Origin of the sequence: Microcoleus sp. Pol10D4, from assembly GCF_036701555.1 — a bacterium.
Classification (GTDB): Bacteria; Cyanobacteriota; Cyanobacteriia; order Cyanobacteriales; family Microcoleaceae; genus Microcoleus.
Window position 1 is genome coordinate 17321 of the sequence record NZ_JAUBRA010000067.1, and the last position, 20576, is coordinate 37896.

General features: G+C 45.2%; 11 protein-coding genes. 4 read left to right on the plus strand and 7 right to left on the minus strand.

The window, feature by feature from the left end; translation table 11 throughout:
• Positions 1–744 precede the first annotated feature (744 nt).
• Complete coding sequence (locus tag QUA36_RS25325) at positions 745–1311, plus strand: RNA-binding protein (RefSeq protein ID WP_333161865.1); 567 nt, start codon at positions 745–747, stop codon at positions 1309–1311.
• Positions 1312–1324: 13 nt separating this feature from the next.
• Here the strand turns inward: QUA36_RS25325 and QUA36_RS25330 are convergent, their stop codons facing one another.
• From QUA36_RS25330 to QUA36_RS25360, 7 genes are all read right to left on the minus strand, one after another.
• Positions 1325–1489: a hypothetical protein gene (locus QUA36_RS25330; protein ID WP_333459497.1), complete on the minus strand. Its 165-nt coding sequence runs from the start codon at positions 1487–1489 to the stop codon at positions 1325–1327.
• Between the two features lie 162 nt (positions 1490–1651).
• Positions 1652–2659, minus strand: a complete 1008-nt coding sequence (locus QUA36_RS25335; RefSeq protein ID WP_333161867.1) for a tellurite resistance TerB family protein — start codon at positions 2657–2659, stop codon at positions 1652–1654.
• A gap of 164 nt (positions 2660–2823) precedes the next feature.
• On the minus strand, positions 2824–9450 hold the full coding sequence (locus tag QUA36_RS25340) for a CHAT domain-containing protein (RefSeq protein WP_445301453.1): 6627 nt from the start codon (positions 9448–9450) through the stop codon (positions 2824–2826).
• Positions 9451–9889: 439 nt separating this feature from the next.
• Positions 9890–10996, minus strand: a complete 1107-nt coding sequence (locus QUA36_RS25345) for a hypothetical protein (RefSeq protein WP_333459499.1) — start codon at positions 10994–10996, stop codon at positions 9890–9892.
• A complete protein-coding gene (locus QUA36_RS25350) occupies positions 10993–12861 on the minus strand; it encodes a CHAT domain-containing protein (RefSeq protein WP_333459500.1) in 1869 nt (622 codons plus the stop codon). Before QUA36_RS25350 ends, QUA36_RS25345 begins: the two co-directional genes overlap by 4 nt.
• Before the next feature lie 29 nt (positions 12862–12890).
• Entirely contained in the window at positions 12891–14048 is a 1158-nt protein-coding gene (locus tag QUA36_RS25355) for a DUF1822 family protein (protein WP_333161875.1), read from the minus strand.
• The gene (locus tag QUA36_RS25360; protein WP_333456550.1) at positions 14038–14829 is read right to left on the minus strand and encodes a sigma-70 family RNA polymerase sigma factor; all 792 of its coding nucleotides are present in this window, start codon (positions 14827–14829) and stop codon (positions 14038–14040) included. The genes QUA36_RS25355 and QUA36_RS25360 overlap by 11 nt, the downstream gene beginning before the upstream one ends.
• Positions 14830–15020: 191 nt before the next feature.
• Here QUA36_RS25360 and QUA36_RS25365 point away from each other — a divergent pair, with 191 nt between their 5' ends.
• The 3 genes from QUA36_RS25365 (at position 15021) to QUA36_RS25375 (ending at position 20529) form a co-directional block, all read left to right on the plus strand.
• Positions 15021–15575: a hypothetical protein gene (locus QUA36_RS25365; RefSeq protein WP_333459501.1), complete on the plus strand. Its 555-nt coding sequence runs from the start codon at positions 15021–15023 to the stop codon at positions 15573–15575.
• Complete coding sequence (locus QUA36_RS25370) at positions 15572–16081, plus strand: hypothetical protein (protein WP_333459502.1); 510 nt, start codon at positions 15572–15574, stop codon at positions 16079–16081. The genes QUA36_RS25365 and QUA36_RS25370 overlap by 4 nt, the downstream gene beginning before the upstream one ends.
• Positions 16082–17064: 983 nt before the next feature.
• Positions 17065–20529: a calcium-binding protein gene (locus tag QUA36_RS25375; RefSeq protein ID WP_333459503.1), complete on the plus strand. Its 3465-nt coding sequence runs from the start codon at positions 17065–17067 to the stop codon at positions 20527–20529.
• Positions 20530–20576: the final 47 nt, after the last annotated feature.

The following is a 20576-nucleotide window of genomic DNA, read 5'->3' on the forward strand; positions in this document are numbered from 1 at the left end:
AATAGCGCGATAACTTCAGTTGGCTAAAATCCCTTAAGGCATTGCGTAAAAATTGTCAACATCCCAACACAGCAAGTACAGCCAGCCGCTTGTCGGCTGTTTTTTTTCGATCGCTATTTTTGCTGTGCGGGATGAATTCTCAAAAGTGATTCAGATGTGGTTTCCGTTAAATTCAGACTGAAATCTTCCTAAATAACTAGCTCTGTTACCAAGGCTGTGATACCTTTAAAGAATGCTCGGACTCTGCCGGGCCAGATTTAAGGGATACCGGGTAAGTTAGTAGTTCTCAGCATTAGGAGCGAGATTAGGAACGAGGTAAGATTACTGGCTGAAAAAATGTTAGCCATTTTATCCATCACTGTATTAAACTGAATACTGGCATTCCGATCGCTTGCAATTGACATCCTTGGACATAAATTTCTACACGGCGCTGGCTATAAACATTCTGAATCAAAACCGGAAGCAAGTAATACAGAATAGCCAATAGCCTAAACATTTGAGTGATGACTAAAAGTTTACACAACAACCTGAGATTTAAAAGCTCTCTGCATCGGCGGTTAAGTTCCTGCCTTATCAGAGTAAATCATCTTTTTGTTCTAAAAGGTGGGGGGATCTGTCAAGGTTGGTGGGAGGAATGCGCCAATTCTCGGGTTATGTGGTGTTTGCCTGCAGTCAATATGCAGTTGACTTTAGGTAATTCTGTTCGAGCAAATTAATTAAAATCCAAGTCTGGAGGAATTTTTCATGTCTATTCGTCTTTATGTTGGCAATCTACCGAAGGAACTCGATCGCCAAGAATTGCAAGAAGTTTTTGCACCGGAGGGCGAATCTGTTACCACAAAGGTAATTACAGACCGCAAAACTGGAAAATGCAGAGGATTTGGTTTTGTGACGGTGCTAACCGACGAACAAGCCGACCAAGTTATTGAGAAATACAATGGCTTGATGTTCAAAGAAAACCCGCTGAAAATAGAGAAGGCATTGCCCCGCTCTAAGGGTAAATCTGAGAAGGGCGAAGACGATCAGCAGCAGTCGCCGCAGTCACCACAGTTGGCGTCGGCGTCGGCGTCTGTGCCTATGCCTGTACCTGCGCCGCAGCAACAGCAGCGCTCGTCAGCTCCTCCTACCCAAGGTGGAGGCGGTTCCAGCAAAAGCAATCGCCGTCGGGGTGACAACAACAAGTCTCGCCGCAATCAGTCAGCAACAACGGTGTCGAGCGCTGATTCGGGCTCGGTGCAGCCAGATCCGCGCTGGGCGAGTGCTCTGGAAGAACTCAAGCAAAGATTGGTGGAAGCTCAGACTACTAATTAGTCGAAAATGGCGGCTAATTGCTGCTGCCTCTCGACTGTGGTTGACTGAATGTATCTGGAAGTGCGATCGAGAATGGATCAAAAAACCCTGTTCTCGATCGCACTCTTTTATGGTAAAAACCTCTAATATCTAGCAGTGCGGTAAAATAACCGCGATCGGGCAAGTAATGAAAACTCAAGTCCTAACTACCAAAGAGTTGGATTTTGGTCGAGCAACCAGACACGATGTCATAATCGTGAGAATGGTTGGCAAAAAAACCCGGTTTCTCTGAAAATATAGGGTTGAGCAGCGAGACATCTAGAAAGAAACCAGGTTTTTAGCCTGTCTAAACAAGTCCTTTTTATTCGATCGGCCCGAATTCGATTGTCTCAATAAACTCAAAAATCTTGTTCATAATTCCCTCAACTTCCGACTCCAGGGAACCCAATTCATCCCCCTCCTGATAAATGCGCTGACAGCTTACCGTGTAGCAAAAATCATCAGCAATAAAAGCCATAAGTCCCCGGTAAGCATCCAGTCGAGTCAGAGGGCGATCGTTTTCTTGTACGCTGATAGTTGCACCCGCAGGCAAATCTAAAACCACGAAATAAGCTTCTTCATCTTCTAAATATTCCGCGTGGAGTAACTTAGAATTGGGAACATTAGCAAGAATTGCCTGAGAAACAAAATTGTCGAGAAAAGACTTGAGATAACCTTCCTCGCCAACCGACTCGATTGTTTCTTCAACTTCACCAGCAACAGGGAAATAATCAATTTTCAGCAAAACGCCAAAGTCGTCAGAAAATGCGACACAGCCTTCTTGCTCATCAATTTTACCGCCTCGTTGATCGTCCACTGGAATGGGAACGCTAAAATTGCCTTCAGGAGATACGTACCATGCCGCATCGAAATCAGACTCTTCGCCCTCTACTTCCGAGTAAGCAGCAATTACATCCTCAATAATTTCTGCTGCTTCCTCGTCTTCCACACCTAATGCTTGTTGGAATTCCTGAAGAAAAGCCTGGTGCTTCTGAGAGATTTCGCCATCTGCGACAAACATTGCTGCGGTTATTGCAAAAGTATCCAAAACTAACTCATCGGGCATGGATTCCCCAGCAGTATTAAATAATGCTCCTAAACCGTCTTGGGCGACAATACCGGCGAGTCTTTGAAACATTGCTGACATATCATCTTCCGAGTATTCAGCAAATATTTCTGATTCCCAAAGTATGCTTTCTAAGATATCAGCATCCGTATCAGGGGAATTTGCCTCTGCTGCCACAAATGCTACCGCTGCTACGGATTCTTCTAAAGTCAAGCTTGCTTCGGATTGGTCTTCTGAATTGAATATTTTATCAAACTTGCTCACAGGTTTTGCCCCGCTAGTGTTTAGTTTTGCTATTCATAGCAAATTTATGACATAAAAAGATAGTCGTCAGGGATACATTTACTTTTTGGAAAATCCCGCCAGTCAATGTGGGGTGCGTCTAGCCTTACACCTTACCACTGGTGAATATCAAATCTCCAATTAATTTACCAAGGACTGCCAATTATTGTGAATCCGGCCCAAAACGTCGGGTGAGAGAAATCTGCATTTGCTACTTGTGTGGCTTGATTAATGTCGATCGCGCCTTGAGTTCCCCGCAATTGACCGTCTTTTACTACAATTTGTTTGTGGATCATTGCCAGTTGAGCTTTTCTGAGGGCTTCAGCTTTAATGTTTTCCGCTCGCAAATTGCCATAAAACTCGGTCATCAACGCCAAAGTGCCGATATCATTAACTTTCCACAAACTCGCCAAAGCTGATTTTACACCGCTGCGGACAGCCAGTCCAGCAAATCCCATTTCTGCTGTATTGTCCCCGATCGCAGTTTCGCACCCACTCAGCACTAATAACTCGACTTGTTGGCGATGGTACCACTTCGCCGATCTAAATTCATCCAGCGCCAAAGAGCGATCCCACAAATGAATCTCAGCTTCCTTGCGTCCGTTTTCGCCTTGAGGAAAACTGGCGTGAGTAGCTAAGTGAACGATTTCAAATGCCTGTTGTTCTCGCTGTTTTCTCAGGTTTTGCAGGGTAAATTCTTGATTGAGAAAAGAGCGGCCTTGCCACAAGGGAAATGCTGCTGGATTTTGCGTTTCTGTTCTCCTCCCGGCGATCGCAGATAATTCGATCGGCACCGCAGCCAAACGTTCTTTCTTGGTGTGTGGAAACTCTGAAGCACCCATTGCTAAAACTTCGGCATTCAGCAAACTTTGATAATTGGTGTTAGTCAAGCTGATGCTGGGAATTGAACCTAGACTGTATTTTTCTATTAAAAATTGGTTGCCATCGTGCAAAGCTGCTATGGGCAATTGGCGCAAACCGGCATCAAATGCAAAAATGAGCGTGTCGATATTTAATGATTCTAAATTTTGAGAAATCGGTGCAACTAACCATTTGTAAAGTTCCTGGGCGCTTGGCAAATATCTTGTATCTTGCGAATCCAAAGGATTCCCTAAATATTCCTGCAAATATTTCACAGTTTTCTTTAATTCTATTATTGTGGTGATCGCGACTTTTTTGATAATTGGAGGGCCATCTGGAACTACTAAAATTAGCCACAAGTCTCTGATTCCTGCCACAGCGTAAACAATTACAGCTTGCTTCCCGGTTTCTTCCTTAATTGTTTTCAGAGTTTCTCTCAGATATTGAACGTTAATTTTTTTATCTGTAAAGTTTTCCCCATAATAATTTTCGTAGTCTTGCTCAAAGAGTTGGTCAATTAGAGCAATAGCATCATTAGCATTGCCTTGTTCTAAAGTTTGTTCGACGAGCGACCTGCTAATTTGTGAGGGAAAGAGATTTGGGATATCTGCAGGTAAGGGATTTTCTGCGATCGGAGTTGTTACGGGCGCTGGAGTTGGTGCGGGTGTTGGAGTTGGTTCGGGTGCGGGAATTGTTGCGGGGGCTGGAGTTGGTGCGGGAATTGGAGTTGGTGCGGGAATTGGTGCGGGCGCTAGAGTAATAGTCGGTGAATCTTGAACTGGCGCTGTATTTATTGCAGCTATTCTCTCCCAAACATCAGAAAGATTGAAATCAAATGGTTCAGAATTAGCAATCGGTAAACTAGGAGTTTGCTCGATTATTTCCGGCGGAGTTTCTGCGACTGAAACAGTTAAATTGTCAGTAGATGTCTGTGTGGAAATCGGGTTATTAGCTTCGGCTCCGGCAATGGTGTTAACTGACGGGGTGTAAGGAAGTTCTAGGGAGATAATTGTTTCATTGTTACGCTGCCAATCTAATTCGGTATTTCCCGTTTCAGCATTTTGGCTAATAGAAGTTTCAGCACCCAATAAATCGCCAATTAAAAAAGCTAAATTTTGTTGGGGAGTTTGGCTTTGGCTGACAGCGGGCGCGGGTACGATCACACTTGCAGGCACAGGTACGATCGCACTTGCAGGCGCGGGTACGATCGAGCTTGCAGGTGCTGGCTGAATCTGAGTTACAGGCTGGGTTACAGAGGCAATAGGGGCTGCGGGCGCGGGATTTGGTGCGTTTGAAGGTTGGGGGGTGATCGCAGGTTGAGTGCCGAGGGAGGAGTTGATTTGGGAAACAGAGGGAAGGGTAGGCCTCGAAGCTATGCGGGCAGCAGCGTTTGGGGTTGTGGGTGTTGAGGGCTGTGTGGGGCGCGCGCGGGGTGGCAGTACGAATGAATCGGGCAATTCAGGTAGTTGGATGTTGAGGGGAAAACCAGGTATCGGATCGGGTGTTGCCGAAGGTGCGATCGAAGTTTGGGGTGTTGCCGAAGGTGGGATAAATATTTGGGGAATTGGGAAAGGTGCGATCGAGCTTTCCGGTGTTGGGGATGGTGCGATCGAGCTTTCCGGTGTTGCCGAAGGTGCGAGGGGTAAACGCGGTTGGATTTGCGGGGAGGGCGTGCCTGCGGGCGCTGGAGTAGCTGCGGCTGTGGGTGCAGGCGCTGGAGTAGCTGCGGCTGTGGGTGCAGGCGCTGGAGTAGCTGCGGCTGTGGGTGCGGGCGTGGGATTAGCTGCGAGTGTCGGTGCGGGCGTGGGAGTAGCTGCGGGTGTCGGTGCGGGCGTGGGAGTAGCTGTGGGTGTCGGTGCGGGCGTGGGAGTAGCTGCGGGTGTCGGTGCAACTATTGGCGGCGGTACGGAAATAATTTGAATGTGATCGCCATCCTGTTTGTGAGTATAAGGATAGGCAATATACGGCAAAATTGTTTGAATAGGATCAGAATTTCCCCTAGTAATTGCACCCGCCGTTCCATTTGTGGCAGAATCACCGACAATAAACGGCGTTAATCCTGCGCCTCCGTGGCGGATAATTATAGTACCGCCGCTGCTATCTCCAGGACTTCCAGCGGTAGAAATGCTAGCATTAATGCCGTTGCTGTCTGTGAAGGAATTGAGCGATCGAAAAAACCTTCCCATCCGAATCTCGACATTGCCTCCCGTACCCTTGCCGAGACTACTTTGAGCGTTAATTTGACTCACCGTAATATTGCCCGCGGCACTGCGGTTATAAGCCGTGACATTCCCTGCATTCCCCTGCGCCGAAGAGTCAATTTCACCAACAGTAATACTTCCGGTAGCGTCGAGCAAGATACTGCCACCATTACCAGCAGACGAGGTATTGATATCGCCCGCAGCAATATTAGTTCCAGCGCTCAAAGCAATATTACCGCCAGTGTTAGGGGAAGTCGCATCGAGATCACCTGTGGTGATTTCTCCTTTGTCGCTATCCAAAGAAATTCCGGTCGCTGACTTAATATTTTGGGCGGTAATATTATTCGTAGTAAAAATGTTAATTGCACCGGAATTTTTGGTGATATCATCTTCAATATTGATGCTGTTGAGGGCAGTCGCTTTGCCAACATCTTTACCAAAATCCACACTTCCCGCCTGGGGTTGAACAGTAAGACTGTAAGGCCCGTCAACAGTAGACTTAAAAGTAATATCGCCAGTATCTAAGATTTTGACCGACAGGTTGTCACCTAATGTTACCGGAGCGTTAAAAGTAATGTTATTGCGGTTGGTTTCGATCTGGCCACTGGCAGTAATAGAGTCATTTGCCTTAACATCAATATTGCCACCACTCACAGTAATACTGGGAGCGAAAGTGCGGGAATTAATATCCGATGTCGAAATAGTTCCTTGAGCATTTATGGTGATATCTCCGCCCTTACCATTAGCCGCAGCGGTAATAATTGGGCCGGCAGTTGTGTCGATATTACCGCCGCTTTGAATGCGAAGATTGCCGCTATTGGCGTTGAAGCCACTTAATAATAAAGCGCTACCAATTCCTGCTGTACTGATGTTGGTTGCGGCTTCGAGGGAAATATTGCCGCCGTTGTTGCCCCCGATCGCATTGATGATTCCGGCGGTAGTGTCGATCGCCCCGCCGCTTTTAAACGTGATTGAGCCGCCGTCTTGATTGCCGATCGCCCGGATGTCGCTGGTAGTAATATTTCCCCCAGCATTTAGATTAACATTGCCGCCTGTGTTAGTTTTAAGATCGGGAGATGAACCGTCATAACTTGTCAATAGCTGACCTGTAGTAATATTGCCGTTGCTGTTAGTAAACTTTAGATTTCCGCCCTGGATTCCCGATACTAATACATCGCCTATATTAATGTCACCGCTGGCAGTAGATAAAGTAACATTGCTGCCATTGCCCTTAGCAGAATCACCTGCGATCGCGGTTCCTGTTGTCGGTGTTGTGATGCCGGTGCTGGCTTGAATGGTAATATTTCCAGCAGCGCGATCGCCCGTGACATCGATCGTTCCGGTATTTATGGAACCGGCAGTGCTCGTAAGTGCGATCGGGCCGCCGTCTTGATTCGCCGTTACAGTGAGATTGCCAGTTATAATATTGCGATCGGCACTCAAAGTAATTGACCCACCATTGTCCGGTAGAAAAATCGTAGCATTTCCTGAATCCTGAGAGCTGGTTGCATTTAATTTTCCTATAGTGATACTGCCATTCGTGCTAGTAAAATTAACAATTCCGCCTTGCAATTTACCATAGTTTAATACGTTACCTGTTATAATATTTCCACTGGTAGAGAGATTAATATTGCCGCTATTACCGCCGTCTGAAGAATTATTGATTTCGCCAAGCTGGATATTGCCATTTACGCTCGTAATATTGATATTTGCACCATCAGATGGTGAAGGGTCTTCACTGTAGGTTAATATCTCACCTAAAGTAATATTCCCTCTTGCTTGTACATTGACAGAGCCAGGAATGCCGACAGAAGCGTTATTACTCGTATCTATAGATCTGGGAGTCTGGAAAATAATAGAACCCTGTTCGCTGATGATACTAACATTACCGCTATTTCCATTAGCCTTGATGAAACCATTATCCCTACTAACAGTTTCTAAACAAAACCAGAAAGTAGCACAGCCGATCGAGATATCGTTTTTTGCTTTAATGGTAATATTACCCCCTCCATTAGGTGCGGAAGTAGTTATATTTTCCGCACCTGGTGTATTGCCTGCTATAAAAGTAAAGCTGCCACCTGCATTCACAGTAATATCACCGCCAACGCCATTACCCGAAATATTATTAGCAAGAAGTCCTTTTGTTGAAATATTTCCCCCTGCACTCAAAGATATATAACCAGCATCACCGGCTATATTATAGACTGAAATAACTCCCGCTTGAATATTGCCTGTAGCTTGCATAATTATAGGACCTACGTTGTTGGGCAGGTTGTTATAATTGTAAATTCCTCCTACTTGAATGTTGCCACCCGAACGCAAAATTATAGAGCGCGAAGTAGCTAAAATAAATTCATCTGTACCAGGAGAAGCATTAGCAAAAGCTGCATCTGGACTTGTGATTGAAATCCCACCGTTAAAAGTAATACTTCCAGTACCTGAAGTCGTATCTACCTTGAGGGAAGCCCCCGTATATCCCCCAGAGATATAGTCATTGGGCTGCGTAAATATTGGATCATATAAACTAATAAAATTAGCAGGTCTACCTGATAAATCGAGAATTGACATATTATTGCCACTGCGAAAGTGAGCATCTGTAGATATAATGCCATCACTCACTAACGTCAAATTTCCGCCGCTGACAAAAGGCGTTTGCGAAAGATGATTCAGCGCCAAAAGATCGATACTTTGATTTCCCTGAATGTAGAGATTGCCGCCAGCATTAGCCACAAACGGATTTGCCACACTATCGCGCACCCGCACTGTATCGTCAGCCAACAAATTTAAATCGCCAGTTGTACGCAACTGACTTTCAACTAATGTCAAATTGCGATTAGCTGACAGCGTTGCAGTCTCCGCACTTACTTCTTTAGCAGCGACATCTCCATTCTCTACCTGCAAACCACCCGTTAATTCTATTTGCCCTCCAGCGTTGACTGTCACCCCCGTTGCACTTCCCCCGCCGCCCGCCAACAACTGGGGCAAAGATGCAACTGGCAACACCCAATTTTGAGGCAAACTCCCCGCTACAGATTGCGGTTGAATCTCCAAACTCAACAGATTTCCCGGTTGACTAATTCTGACTAAACTCTCACCCGGTACAGCCGCAACAGTAATATTTCCTCCCGGTGCAGAAAGTTGTCCCGTACTCAAAACCGTGCCGCCCAATAAAGTTAAATTTTGCCCTTGTCCCACTGCCAAATTGCCTAAATTGACAATTCCGCCTGGTTGCGTATTTGTAAAAGCAAAAGTATTAGGATTTCCGGCTAATTGAGTATAATTATTAGTATCAGCCGCACTAAACCAGTTATTGCCAAAACCGATGCCCGTCGCAGTAGTCGCAGTGAAAGCAGCAGGCACATTCAAACTGGCATTTGTTCCGAAAACAATCCCCGCCGGATTCATTAAAAATAAATTGGAATTGCCGCCCGTTATTTGAATTAATCCGTTAATCAACGAAGCATCGCCGCCGACAACTCGCCCTAAAATATTGCGAATATTGGGATTTGATATAAAATTGGCAGTTTGCCCTTGAGTTAAACCAAATTCTTGGAAACTGTGAAAGAGATTTGCACCGTCGCCGGATTGTTGGCCGCCGTTGATGTTGAATTGGTTGCCGCTGGGAGTAATTTGAGTATTAGTGCCGTCGGTTGCGGGGGTAATTTGGGCTGTGGCTGTTTGGGATGCGGAGAAAAGTCCTATTTCCCACATTGCTAAGGTGGTGAAGGAGAGGAATGTTAGGAAAAAGCGGGGTTTTTTGTGTGTTGATTTCATGGTTTTGTTAGTAGATGATATCTCGTACACTCTGATAATTGCGAAAGTCCGCCAGCGCCCTCTGACAGTCCCAAAGTCCGTCAATCCGCCAGGGAATGAATTCCCTGGCTAATAGCGAAAGTCCTCTGAAGAGGACTGTAGAAAAAGTTTAATGTCAGTCCACTTCAGTGGACTTTTGCTTTGAGGCAGGGAATTCATTCCCTGCCGGAATTAACGTCACATCCCGCGAGTCCGCCAGGGGTTTCAACCCCTGGCTAATAGCGAAAGTCCTTTGAAGAGGACTGTAGAAAAAAGTTTGATATCAGTCCACTTTAGTGGACTTTTGCTTTGAGGCAGGGAATTCATTCCCTGCCGGAATTAACATCACAGCCAGTTACTATTTCCTCTGTTCCCTCCTTTGCAAATCTCGCAATTGCTTCTCAATCTTTTCCGCCATAGGCAAATCTCCCAAAGTTGTATATCCATCTTTTGCCATTCGCAAATATTTCATAGCTTCCAGATTATTTCTCAGGGCTGAATGAACTTGCCCCAATCCGTATCGAGCGGCTGTCAACTCCTCAATATCGTCAGGTTTCGCCGTATTAATTACCTTGGAATAGTAGACTTCAGCCTGGGGAACCAGTTGTAGCTTTTCCAGATACAGATCGCCCAATGTGCGATAAATGGGCGGTGTTTCCACGCCTGTTTTTTGTAAATTTTCTAAAATTTCTCTGGCTTCGGCAATCAAGTTTGTGTTAAGATAAACGCTAGAAATTGCTAATTTTTTGGCGTTTTCGTTAGGTACTTGTTTGTCGATCGCCCCAACCGCATCCTTAACAGCCTCAACTTGCTTCTCATCCAGCAAGCTAAACTCTGTATCTCCTTCTCCCACGGCACTTTCTGAAGAAGCACCTGTATTCGCCTCGACAATCAATCGGTACCTAACACCCGGTTTCAGCGCCGGTTCTCCCGGATAGACAGCCTCAGTACCGCTAACAGTCATTTCCCAGTTTAATTTCGCTCCATTTTCCCGGAGGCTCAACTTATAGCTAGTAGCACCACCAACCGGATTCCACCGCAAAATAGGCTTGCTGTCGAGCAATTTCGTGCGCTGCGGACTGATAATATAAGGAATTGGCGCGCTATTCCAAGCAATTTTATCATCGCCGCGATCGGGACATTTAATCAAGTCGCGGCTGCAATCAGATTCCGACTCTTCTTTGGCTAACAAACAGCTATTCAATTGGTTTTCACCCGGTGCGATCGACTTAATTCCCAAATCTGCACATTGGATCGTCAGTTGGGCGTTTTGTGCTGTTCGCAATTTGTCTCCCGGATAAAGCCGCGTACCGCTGGTAGGGCCGACAATTCGCCCGTCTTGGCGCTCGATCGCAACTTCTCCGCTAGTATGGATAATCAGTCCGTTGGAGATTCTGTTACTGGCTGCTAGTGCGGTAGTTGCGATCGAGCTTAAAGCTATAAAAACTGCAATCCTGATTTTCACTTGATATTTCCTTTTGCTTGTAAACGTTGCTGGGCAATCTGGATACATTCATCTTGTTTCGGCACGCGGTAATCTGAATATTTAAGCGCCTGATTCCAGGCTTCTAAGGCTGCTTGCGGCTTACCTTTGATTTCGAGAACCTGTGCTAAAAGGCATTGAGCTTCAGGGCTATCGCCTCTGAATCCTATTGCTATTCTTAAATCTGCTTCAGCAGCGTCATATTGCTTTTGTTTAAACCGCGCCCAACCCCGATTTTTAAAACAAGCGGCTTTTACTCCGTCGTGTTGAGTGTTTGCCAAACAAAGGGCGATCGCTTTTAAAGCTTCTTCGTGTTTATTATCGAGCAGTAGCGATCGCGATCTTTGAGCATAAGCATCAGGAAGCCCCCGCCATACTGCGTTTTGCATTGCGTTAGACGCACATTCATCCTCATTCAATTGGTCGCACAATATAGATAAATTATAGTAAGGCTGTGCATAATTGAGGTTTATTAAAGTTGCTAAACTGTAGTATGATTTAGCTATTAAAGGTTTATTCAAACGGTGGTTTCTTATACCAAGTTGATTGGCAACTGGGGCAATAATTGGACCGATTAACATATAACTGCTAGCGGTAGTAGCTAAACCGATTCCCAGGCGTCGCATCAAATTAGATCTCATAATAGAGATATCGCTATTTAGGCGCGCGATCGCAGTATCACCCAAAACATCTCCTGCAGGAACCACAGGGCGATCGCGCTCTAATTCCAGCACAGTAAATGCTTCAAAATTTGGATGCTGACAAAGCATCGGAATCCCACTCGCACCAGCCGGGAATCCCGAAGATTTCTCAAACCTTTTCAGTTCATCCTTAGCTTTACGCACTGCGACAAACAATATCTCTCCCTCAATCAAATATTTCAAAAAAAACTTTAAAAACTCATGAGCTACTTTGTCTGGTACTGGCTCTCGCATCACAATCATTGGCGGCAAAGAAATACCTTCAGCCGCTAAATCCCGTACTAATGCTAAACTCTTACAAGAATTAAAAATTAACAACTGCAATCCTCGGTCAATAGCTTTTTTCAAACCTTCTTTTAAGTCTGCTATTGTGATAGTATTATTGTAAGGTTTTTGATTGATATGCAGAAACCCATTTTTCGCATTATCATCGCTGTCACTGTGTCCTGCAAAAAATAAAATTTGCCAGCCTTTTTCATCTACAAGCTTGTTATTTAATTCTTCTGGTTCCGGCTCGTCAAGAAATTTGATATAGCAGCGATCGCCCAGTTGCCGTCTAAGTTGTTTTTCATCTTTTTTAACATTGATACCCCTACTATTTCCCAAAACACCTAAAATTCTGAGTTGAGATATTCTGAGTAATCCTCCTGTGACCGCTTTAGGAGCTGCATTTGGATATTCTAATGTACTCCCAATTATTTCACAGTAAGGGAAATCTTCGTAGAAGTGCCACGACTCCCAAGGCAGCAGCAATATATCAAGATTATCGCTTTCAATAAATATCTGAATCTGATCGGAGGGATGTAATTCTGTTCGGAGCGCTTTCTCTATTTTATTAAAAAATTCGCTACTCCTGAGCCACTGATTAATATTTTCTTTTAAACCTCGATCGATATCGGCTAGAGTGGCATCTGAGAAATTGTTGACGCCGGATTCAAGAATTTCGATGCGAGGTTCTGCTCTACCAGAGTAAAGCGTCTCATAAAGAAATTTCCGTTTTTCATAAAGCTCTTTAACTCTAGGAGCCGGCCCTAAGCTACTTTGAAATTTCCTGTTTGATTTTTGAATATCTAACCTGGCTGTGACATAGGGAAATCCTTCGATTAAGTTTCCCAATCCAAAATCTAAGTTAACTACCCTGAGCATAAATTAGCAATGAGTACAGTTGATTGAGATTATACAACAAAATTTTCCTGTATGCTCAAATTGTCGATCGCCACTTTGACACTAAAGTTAGTTTGTGGTAAAACTTTAAAATCCTTCATTTGGATCAAACTACTTTGGGCGGTTGATTCTGCCTGCTGTAAAGTTTCCCCAGTATCCGATACCAGCGCTAATTTGAGTTCTGGCGGCAGAAACTTTTGACCAACGACGGGATGCAACTGAATGCGAACTTTGATTCGTCGATCGTCCTCTTCGGTAATAGCAACCAACAAAGCAACACTCGTCCTTCCCAAACGCATCCCCAAGTCAATCAACTTTGCCCGCGTGACATCAGCTTCAGGAAACCTATTGATATTGCTTTGACGGCTCTGCGAGCGAGACTCGGCTCTCGAATGACCACCTCCTCGCAACGCAAAACTGGGGTTTTTGTCAGGAAAAATCAGATTTTCTAAATTTTCCTTACCTTGTTCAATTTTATGCCAGCCTGTTTCAACAACATCCTTAAGCCAATTTCTAAAATTTGATGGAACCGGATTTTTAATCTCCAGGGTCGAACTTTGTGGCTGCGGGTTAAATACCGCTTCAAAAGGCTGCCAGTCAGAAGTAAATACATTTACCAACCACTGACGCAGGTTAATTTTAGAGTCAAACAAATGTTCTAGATGCTCTAAGAAATCATCCAGCGAATGCAACTTACTTAATAATAATTCTCCCTCCTCCGCAGTTGGAGAAAAACCAAGCAATCTCGCTTCCTTTTCCTCCTCATCAATTTCTACTGCAATATAGCCGATGCGTTCTGCCCTTGCTTCCACCGGCACCGGGCAAATCTCAGGCGGATGTGCAGATGAATTATGGTCATTTTCTTGATTTTGAGGCCGATTGTTAATCGGACGGCATTCGATTTTTCCCAATCCTTTAACATACAAATCTGCTGCATCTGCAAACAGGCGAATTACGGGATTCCAGCTATCGCATTGAGTCAAATCAGTTTCAATATCGATAATTTTTAGATAATCGCGAACTGCCAGCACTGCCAAAGTATTGAGATAAACTTGCTCGTGCCTTTGCGGGTGGCGCTGTTGGGTGGCAAACTGCTGAGCAAGTTGCAGTGCCTTCTGAGTAATTGGCATCGGCAAAGATTCGATTTCCCAAAGGTTGTTATGGTTCATTGTTCTGGTACACTCCTGGTATATTTAAAGTTTGATATCCTTGGTCTTCGCAAAATTTTTGCAGCAGATGACGACAGTCATTGTTGAACAATTGATATAAAGTAGAATGCGCGCAGCCAAACTCTTTTGCGAGTTCTTGAAGACTTTGACCGTACAAACACCGGCGCTGCAATAAAACTTGGCAGTTTATCTGCGGTTTGCCTCTAACGTGTCTGCTTTTTAACTCGTTATTTGGATCGGTTTCGATCCATTCTATAACTTCTTCAACATAGAAAGTTGAATCCGCTTCTGCTGGTAATTTTTCAATTGAATTGACATTTTCTTCGTCTTGTTCTCCTTCTAAGGACACTATTTGACGGGGTTTTTGTTTTTGCTTTTCTTTTTGTTGGGCAAGGCGATAATCTAACAGCCGCTTTTTGAGATAGGGATTTAACCAAGTCGTAATCAGGCTTTCTTCGGGATCGTAAGGTCGTTTTGCTGTGGTAGCTTCACATAAATTTCGAGACAGATAGATCCATGTCTTGTTCAGTGCCTCTTCATAGTAAGGTGTGTGTTCTTTCCAGAGTTTGCCCGATTTGAGAATCTCTAGAATCAGTCGATGCAAGAAACGACCTCGCTGGGGACTGCCGAGGGGATGCTGGCAAGCTTTGGTGACGAGTTCGACGATTTGCTGGTGGGCGGGATCTCGATCGAACTTTTCCGATTTTACTGAGCACCCAACAGCATCGGATTCGTCGGATAAGTGGTCTTCCCCCTCGGAGGGGTTAGAATCGTCATTCATAGTTCAGTGCGGCCGCAACTTTGTTCCTACATTTATTTATCAGGGTGAGTTCAGTAGTTTTATGCGAAATTCTGAAAGTTTTTTTGAGCAGATGGTTGAAAGTCTTGCTGTGCGGTCAATTTGACCGGACGAAGAGGATGTTAAGCTTTGTAAAAAGTGAAAAAACTTGATAAGTACGTATAATAATACGTATGCCACTTGAAAAGCGTTCCGATGTTGATAGAGGTGAAAAAGCTATGCTGAGTGAATCTTCGCGCCTGGTGTACGGCGATGAATTAATTACCGCCACCGAATTGAACCGGCAACCAGGTAGAGTGCTGGATTTGGCGATGGATCATCCTATCACCATCACTCGTAACGACCAGCATTTTGCTTTGCTGCGCCGCGACGAGATGGCGCTGTTGGTAAAAGCTGCCGCCCTTTCCCTGAAAGTCTTTGAGGTGACGGCCGCTGCTTATCGGTTGCGTCTGGGAGAACAGATTGGTTCAGAACATCCCTATGGGTGGCTAAAAGAATTTGACAAGGATGAACTCAGTGAACTGATCGCAGAAATGGAGAAAGATTACCGTCTTGTGGAGTCGGAACCTGCGGCTTGGGATCGGATTGAGGCAACGATTTATGAATGGCATGAAAGCGCGATCGCAATTTCTAGTCCTGAACTCGCAGCAGCTTTCAGCGATGAAATTGAAGAAGTGTTACTGACAAAACCGACCGCAGAAAACACTACCGAATCGGCTTCGGTATGACGCACTCTGAACCAATTCCAGACGATTCGGCAAGCCCGGTGTCTCCTGAAGAACAGCCGACACCATCACCCGCAACTCTTGAAGCGGAAGCCGAAATTACCGCACCAGCGCCTGTGCTTTCAGAGTTGGTAGAGCCTCCTGAAGAACCGCTGACAGCACCGCGAACAAAGCCATCTGCTAAAGAAAACGAAATCAAACTTATCGCGCAAGTACCTGCATCGCCCTGGTTAGTAGTAGCGAAAAACCGACGGGTTAACCGGGATTGGGAAGCCTTAATGTTACGCGCTCCTGAGAATACTCGTCGGTGCTATCAGGATTTATGTAATGCGCCAATGGTGAGAAAACCAAAAAGAGTTTTTCCTTTAAAAGGTAAACTCTACAAAGGTGCATGGGAGTATGAAGTAACCAGCTCAGACCGAGTATTTTATGTACCGGATGAAGACCAACGCAAAGTGCTTGTTTACTACGCTGGGACTCATCCTAAATCAGCTCCATTTCCTCAGTAAAGCAAGTGGTAGGGTGCGTCAGTTGCGAGATTGTCGATCGCCACAAAAAGTCGAGTTCTGACGCACCGTTGGTTGGCAAGGTGTCTCAAGGATAAGATTTTTGATAGAAAGCGAAAATAATCGTAGCTGACGCACCCTAAAGATAAAAACGACTTAAAAGACCGATCGCCCTTAAATCCCGAAAACACCCGTTGTTCCGTACTTTCACCCAGTGTTTGCCAAACTCGACCAAAAAAACTTGAGAGTTTTGCATAAAACTACTGAGCTCACCCTGATAAGTAAATAGGAACAACAAAAAGGCTTTAGGGCCGATCGATCTTTGGCGCTAACAACCAGATCGATCGCGCAATCCGGCTATCTCGCAATCCCGAACTCCGGCAAGGGTTGAAACCCCTGCCTCAAAGCGAAAGTCGTCTGAAGACGACTGAAGAATTTACCAGTCCTCTTTGAGAGGACTTTGGCTATGAGGCGGGGAATTCATTCCCCGCCGGATTGTGGGAAAGCGCGTGATTCGATCGCCCTGAAATCCCAAAAACACTCGTTGTTCCGTACTTTCACCAGTGTTTGCAAAACTTTACAAAAAAAACTTGAGATTTTTGCATAAAACTACTGAGCTCACCCTGATAGATATACAGAAGGGAAATTACGAAGTTCATCGCACTTGTTGAGAGTTATTCAAAAGTGCGATCGCGCGTAACTTCCCGATCGAAATCCGAACCAACATCCCAACGGATATTGGAAAGGGCTTCTTCCGATGTTGGTTTAATCTATTTCCACGGTTGCATTTATTAAGTTGATTTGAACTGGTAATTGCGACAACAGAGTTGAAGTGCGATCGCGCTTCGCGAGGCTTCAGTTTGGGTAAATGACGGATATACGACAGCTAGAGAGTGCAGAAGTGCAGAAGTGCGATCGGGTTTGTCGATAGAGTCGCTTTGTCAATTTTCAGCACACATTGTATCTACCACGCGAGGACAATTATCATGGCTACTCCTAATTTTGAATTCCAAGAAGTTTACGCTCAACTCATTGAAGATGCTGGTAAAACTAGAATTGTCGTGATGAACGGCATCTTAACTCCCAAAAATGTTTTCGATCAAGGAAAGGGTTTTGATGAAGTATTAGGCTTAACTAATTTACCTAATTCCATTGATTTTAAACCTCAATACAATCCCACATCAGAACCGAATGGAGCGGGTGACTGGCCTACCTGGCAAAATTGGAATTTTGCGCCTGGACTTGAAAATACTTTTGATGGCTTGGCTGACTTTTTTGTAGATAATTTATTAAAGCCAGCGATTGATTATTGGAATCAAAATGTTCCTGGGCTGAGCGATGAATGGTTTTATAATATTGAAAACAAAACTCATGTTCAAGCGATAATAAACAATCCTTCTTTACTTCGTAGCGTCCATGATTCAACAATGGAATTAGTAATTGATTTTGTGGGAAAATATCAAGGGTTTAACAATATCGATCAGAGATTAAACAATGATTTTTCCAATAATTATGATGAAAATAGCCCGCCAAACGATTTAGTAGAGGCATTAACGCAATTTTGGACGGAGGGAATGTCCAAAGCTAGTGAAAGCGTTAATAGCCAGTGGGTTACGCAAGATTTATCTAATTTCTTGTCAAATAATGCAAATTCATTGATTATAATTCCTCATTCTCAAGGTAATTTCTTTGTTGAAGACGCATTGAGAATGAATCCATTAGTCAACGCAGGTCTGAATAACCTGAAAGTCTTTGCTTTAGGTGCGCCGACTAACTATACATCGCAAGGAGTGACGACTCCATATGTTACATCATACAACAATCCTGGAGATCCAATTACTAAACTTCAGTTTCAAGGAGGAGCATCTAATCAAGATAAAATGAGAAATTTCTGGAAAACTCTAAAAGAAGTTATGACGTTACCTGGGAAGTTAGCTCTTCGGGATAATCACGATCTAGGAAAATATTTGAACCGAGATGATTTTCAAACGGATCTAATACAGACTTTTGAAAGAATGAATCTGAGTGGATATTATTTTGCCGAGGGTAAAACAACCTTCAGTTCTCCTATATCCGCAGCAGGAACAGAACATGATGACTGGATTGAAGGCAGCACGGGTGAAGATCAGATTGTAGGTGGCGCGAGAAATGACGTTTTGCAGGGCAAAGAAGGAAATGACTATTTAAGAGGTGATAGCGGATTTGATGTTTTGGATGGTGGAGAAGGAGGAACTGATACTGCTGATTATTCCTCCAGCGAAAGTGGAATTAAAGTTTGGGCAGACACAGTTGATGATTCTGATGTTTACAAAGTTGAAGATGGCTTTGTTGTAAAAGGCGCGAAAACTGTAGACACTCTTGGAAATATCGAAATCATCAACGGTTCCTCCTCTCCTGACACAATGACTGGCGGTGAATACACCGATATCTTCTACGGTCAAGGCGGAAACGACATTTTTGGGGGACAAAAAGGAGACGATACATTTTACGGTGGCACTGGTAATGACACAGCTTACGGCGGCGATGACAATGACGATTTAAGAGGCCAAGAAGGAGACGATTATTTAAATGGAGAAAACGGCAACGATTCTCTTTACGGTGGCAGCGAAAATGACCTGCTTTATGGCGAAACTGGCAATGACCTGCTTTATGGCGAAACTGGCAATGACAAACTCTTCGGAGAAGCTGGCAGCGACACCCTAGAAGGAAATGAAGGAGAAGATATCCTCGACGGCGGGATTGATAGCGACATCCTCTACGGCAACGCCGGCAGCGACATCCTCTACGGCCGCGAAGGCGACGACATCCTCGACGGTGGTAGCGACAACGATATCCTCATCGGAGGCAGTGGCGATGACAAACTCTACGGCCGCGCCGACAACGACATCATCCAAGGCAACGAAGGCGAAGACTACGCCGAAGGTGGCAGCGGCCGCGACATCATCCAAGGCAACGAAGGCAACGACATCCTCTACGGACAAGATGGCAGCGACACCATAGAAGGCAATGCCGATGACGATTTCATCGACGGTGGCAGCGGCCAAGACTCGCTTCTCGGCAATACCGGAGATGACAGAATTTACGGACAAGGCGGCAACGATGTTATCCAAGGCAACGAAAACAATGACTGGCTGGAAGGTGGCGACGGCCAAGACATCATCGATGGCGGTGCCGACGACGATGATATTTACGGACAAGCTGGCGAAGACACTCTTTTCGGCAGTCAAGGTCAAGATTACATCGATGGTGGCGACGGCAAAGATACTCTGTTTGGTGGCGCCGATGACGACGTACTTTTAGGCCAAAGCGGCGATGACACTCTCAACGGCAACGCTGGCAACGACGAATTATTTGGCGGTACTGGCAATGACTCCTTAATCGGAGAAATCGGCGATGATTTAATTGACGGGGGAGAAGGAGTTGATCTCGTTAATTACATCAATTCTCCGAGTGGTGTTATCGTTAATATTGACGAAAATAGCGACTACGACAACAACACCAACCAACGTTTCAAAGAATTCGTCACCGCAGTTAATCCCAGCGAATACTACACGGAACTCGAACGGGATTTTGAAATTGCGGCTGGTACTGGTAAAGACGGTTTTGGCACTACCGATGCTTTGAGAAACTTAGAAGACATCATCGGTACTCGCTTTGAAGATATCTTAATTGGCAACGAAAAAGATAACCGAATTTGGGCATTAGAAGGCAACGATTTATTAATTGGCAATGCCGGCAATGACTCATTTTACGGCGGAGAAGGCATCGATATTCTCAGCTACCGCCGCGACCCGAACGGCGTTACTGTGAATTTACAAACAGGTGATGCTATCGACGGTTGGGGAAATCAAGACAAAATTGCCGACATTGAAAACGTCGCCGGTTCTCGGCATGACGATAATATTACCGGCAACGATACCGTTAACGTTATCACTGGCGATGCTGGGGACGATCGCATTTACGGACTCGGTGGAGACGACAAACTCTACGGCGAATTCGGCAACGACCTAATCTACGGCGGCGAAGGCGGCGACAGCATCTACGGCAATCAAGACCGAGACACCCTATACGGTGAAGCCGGTCAAGACTACATCCGAGGTGGCGATGCCGACGACTTAATCTACGCCGGTAGCGATGACGACACCGTTGCCGGAGACGCTGGCTACGGCAACGACACAATTTTTGGCGAAACAGGCAAAGACTTACTCTACGGTGGCGCTGGCGACGATTTTGTGTACGGTGGCGAAGACAAAGACACCATCTACGGCGAAGGCGAAAACGACAAACTCTACGGAGAAGGAGACACCGACCTAATCTACGGCGGCACCGGCGACGACAACATCTACGGCGGCGACGACCAAGACACCCTCATCGGCGAAGCCGGCAACGACACTCTCGCAGGCGATGCAGGCGACGACACCCTAGGGCGTAGGTACAGTATTAGAACTTGACAAAAGTAGGAAAGCATGATAAGTGAATTTAGGAGCTTGTTAAATCC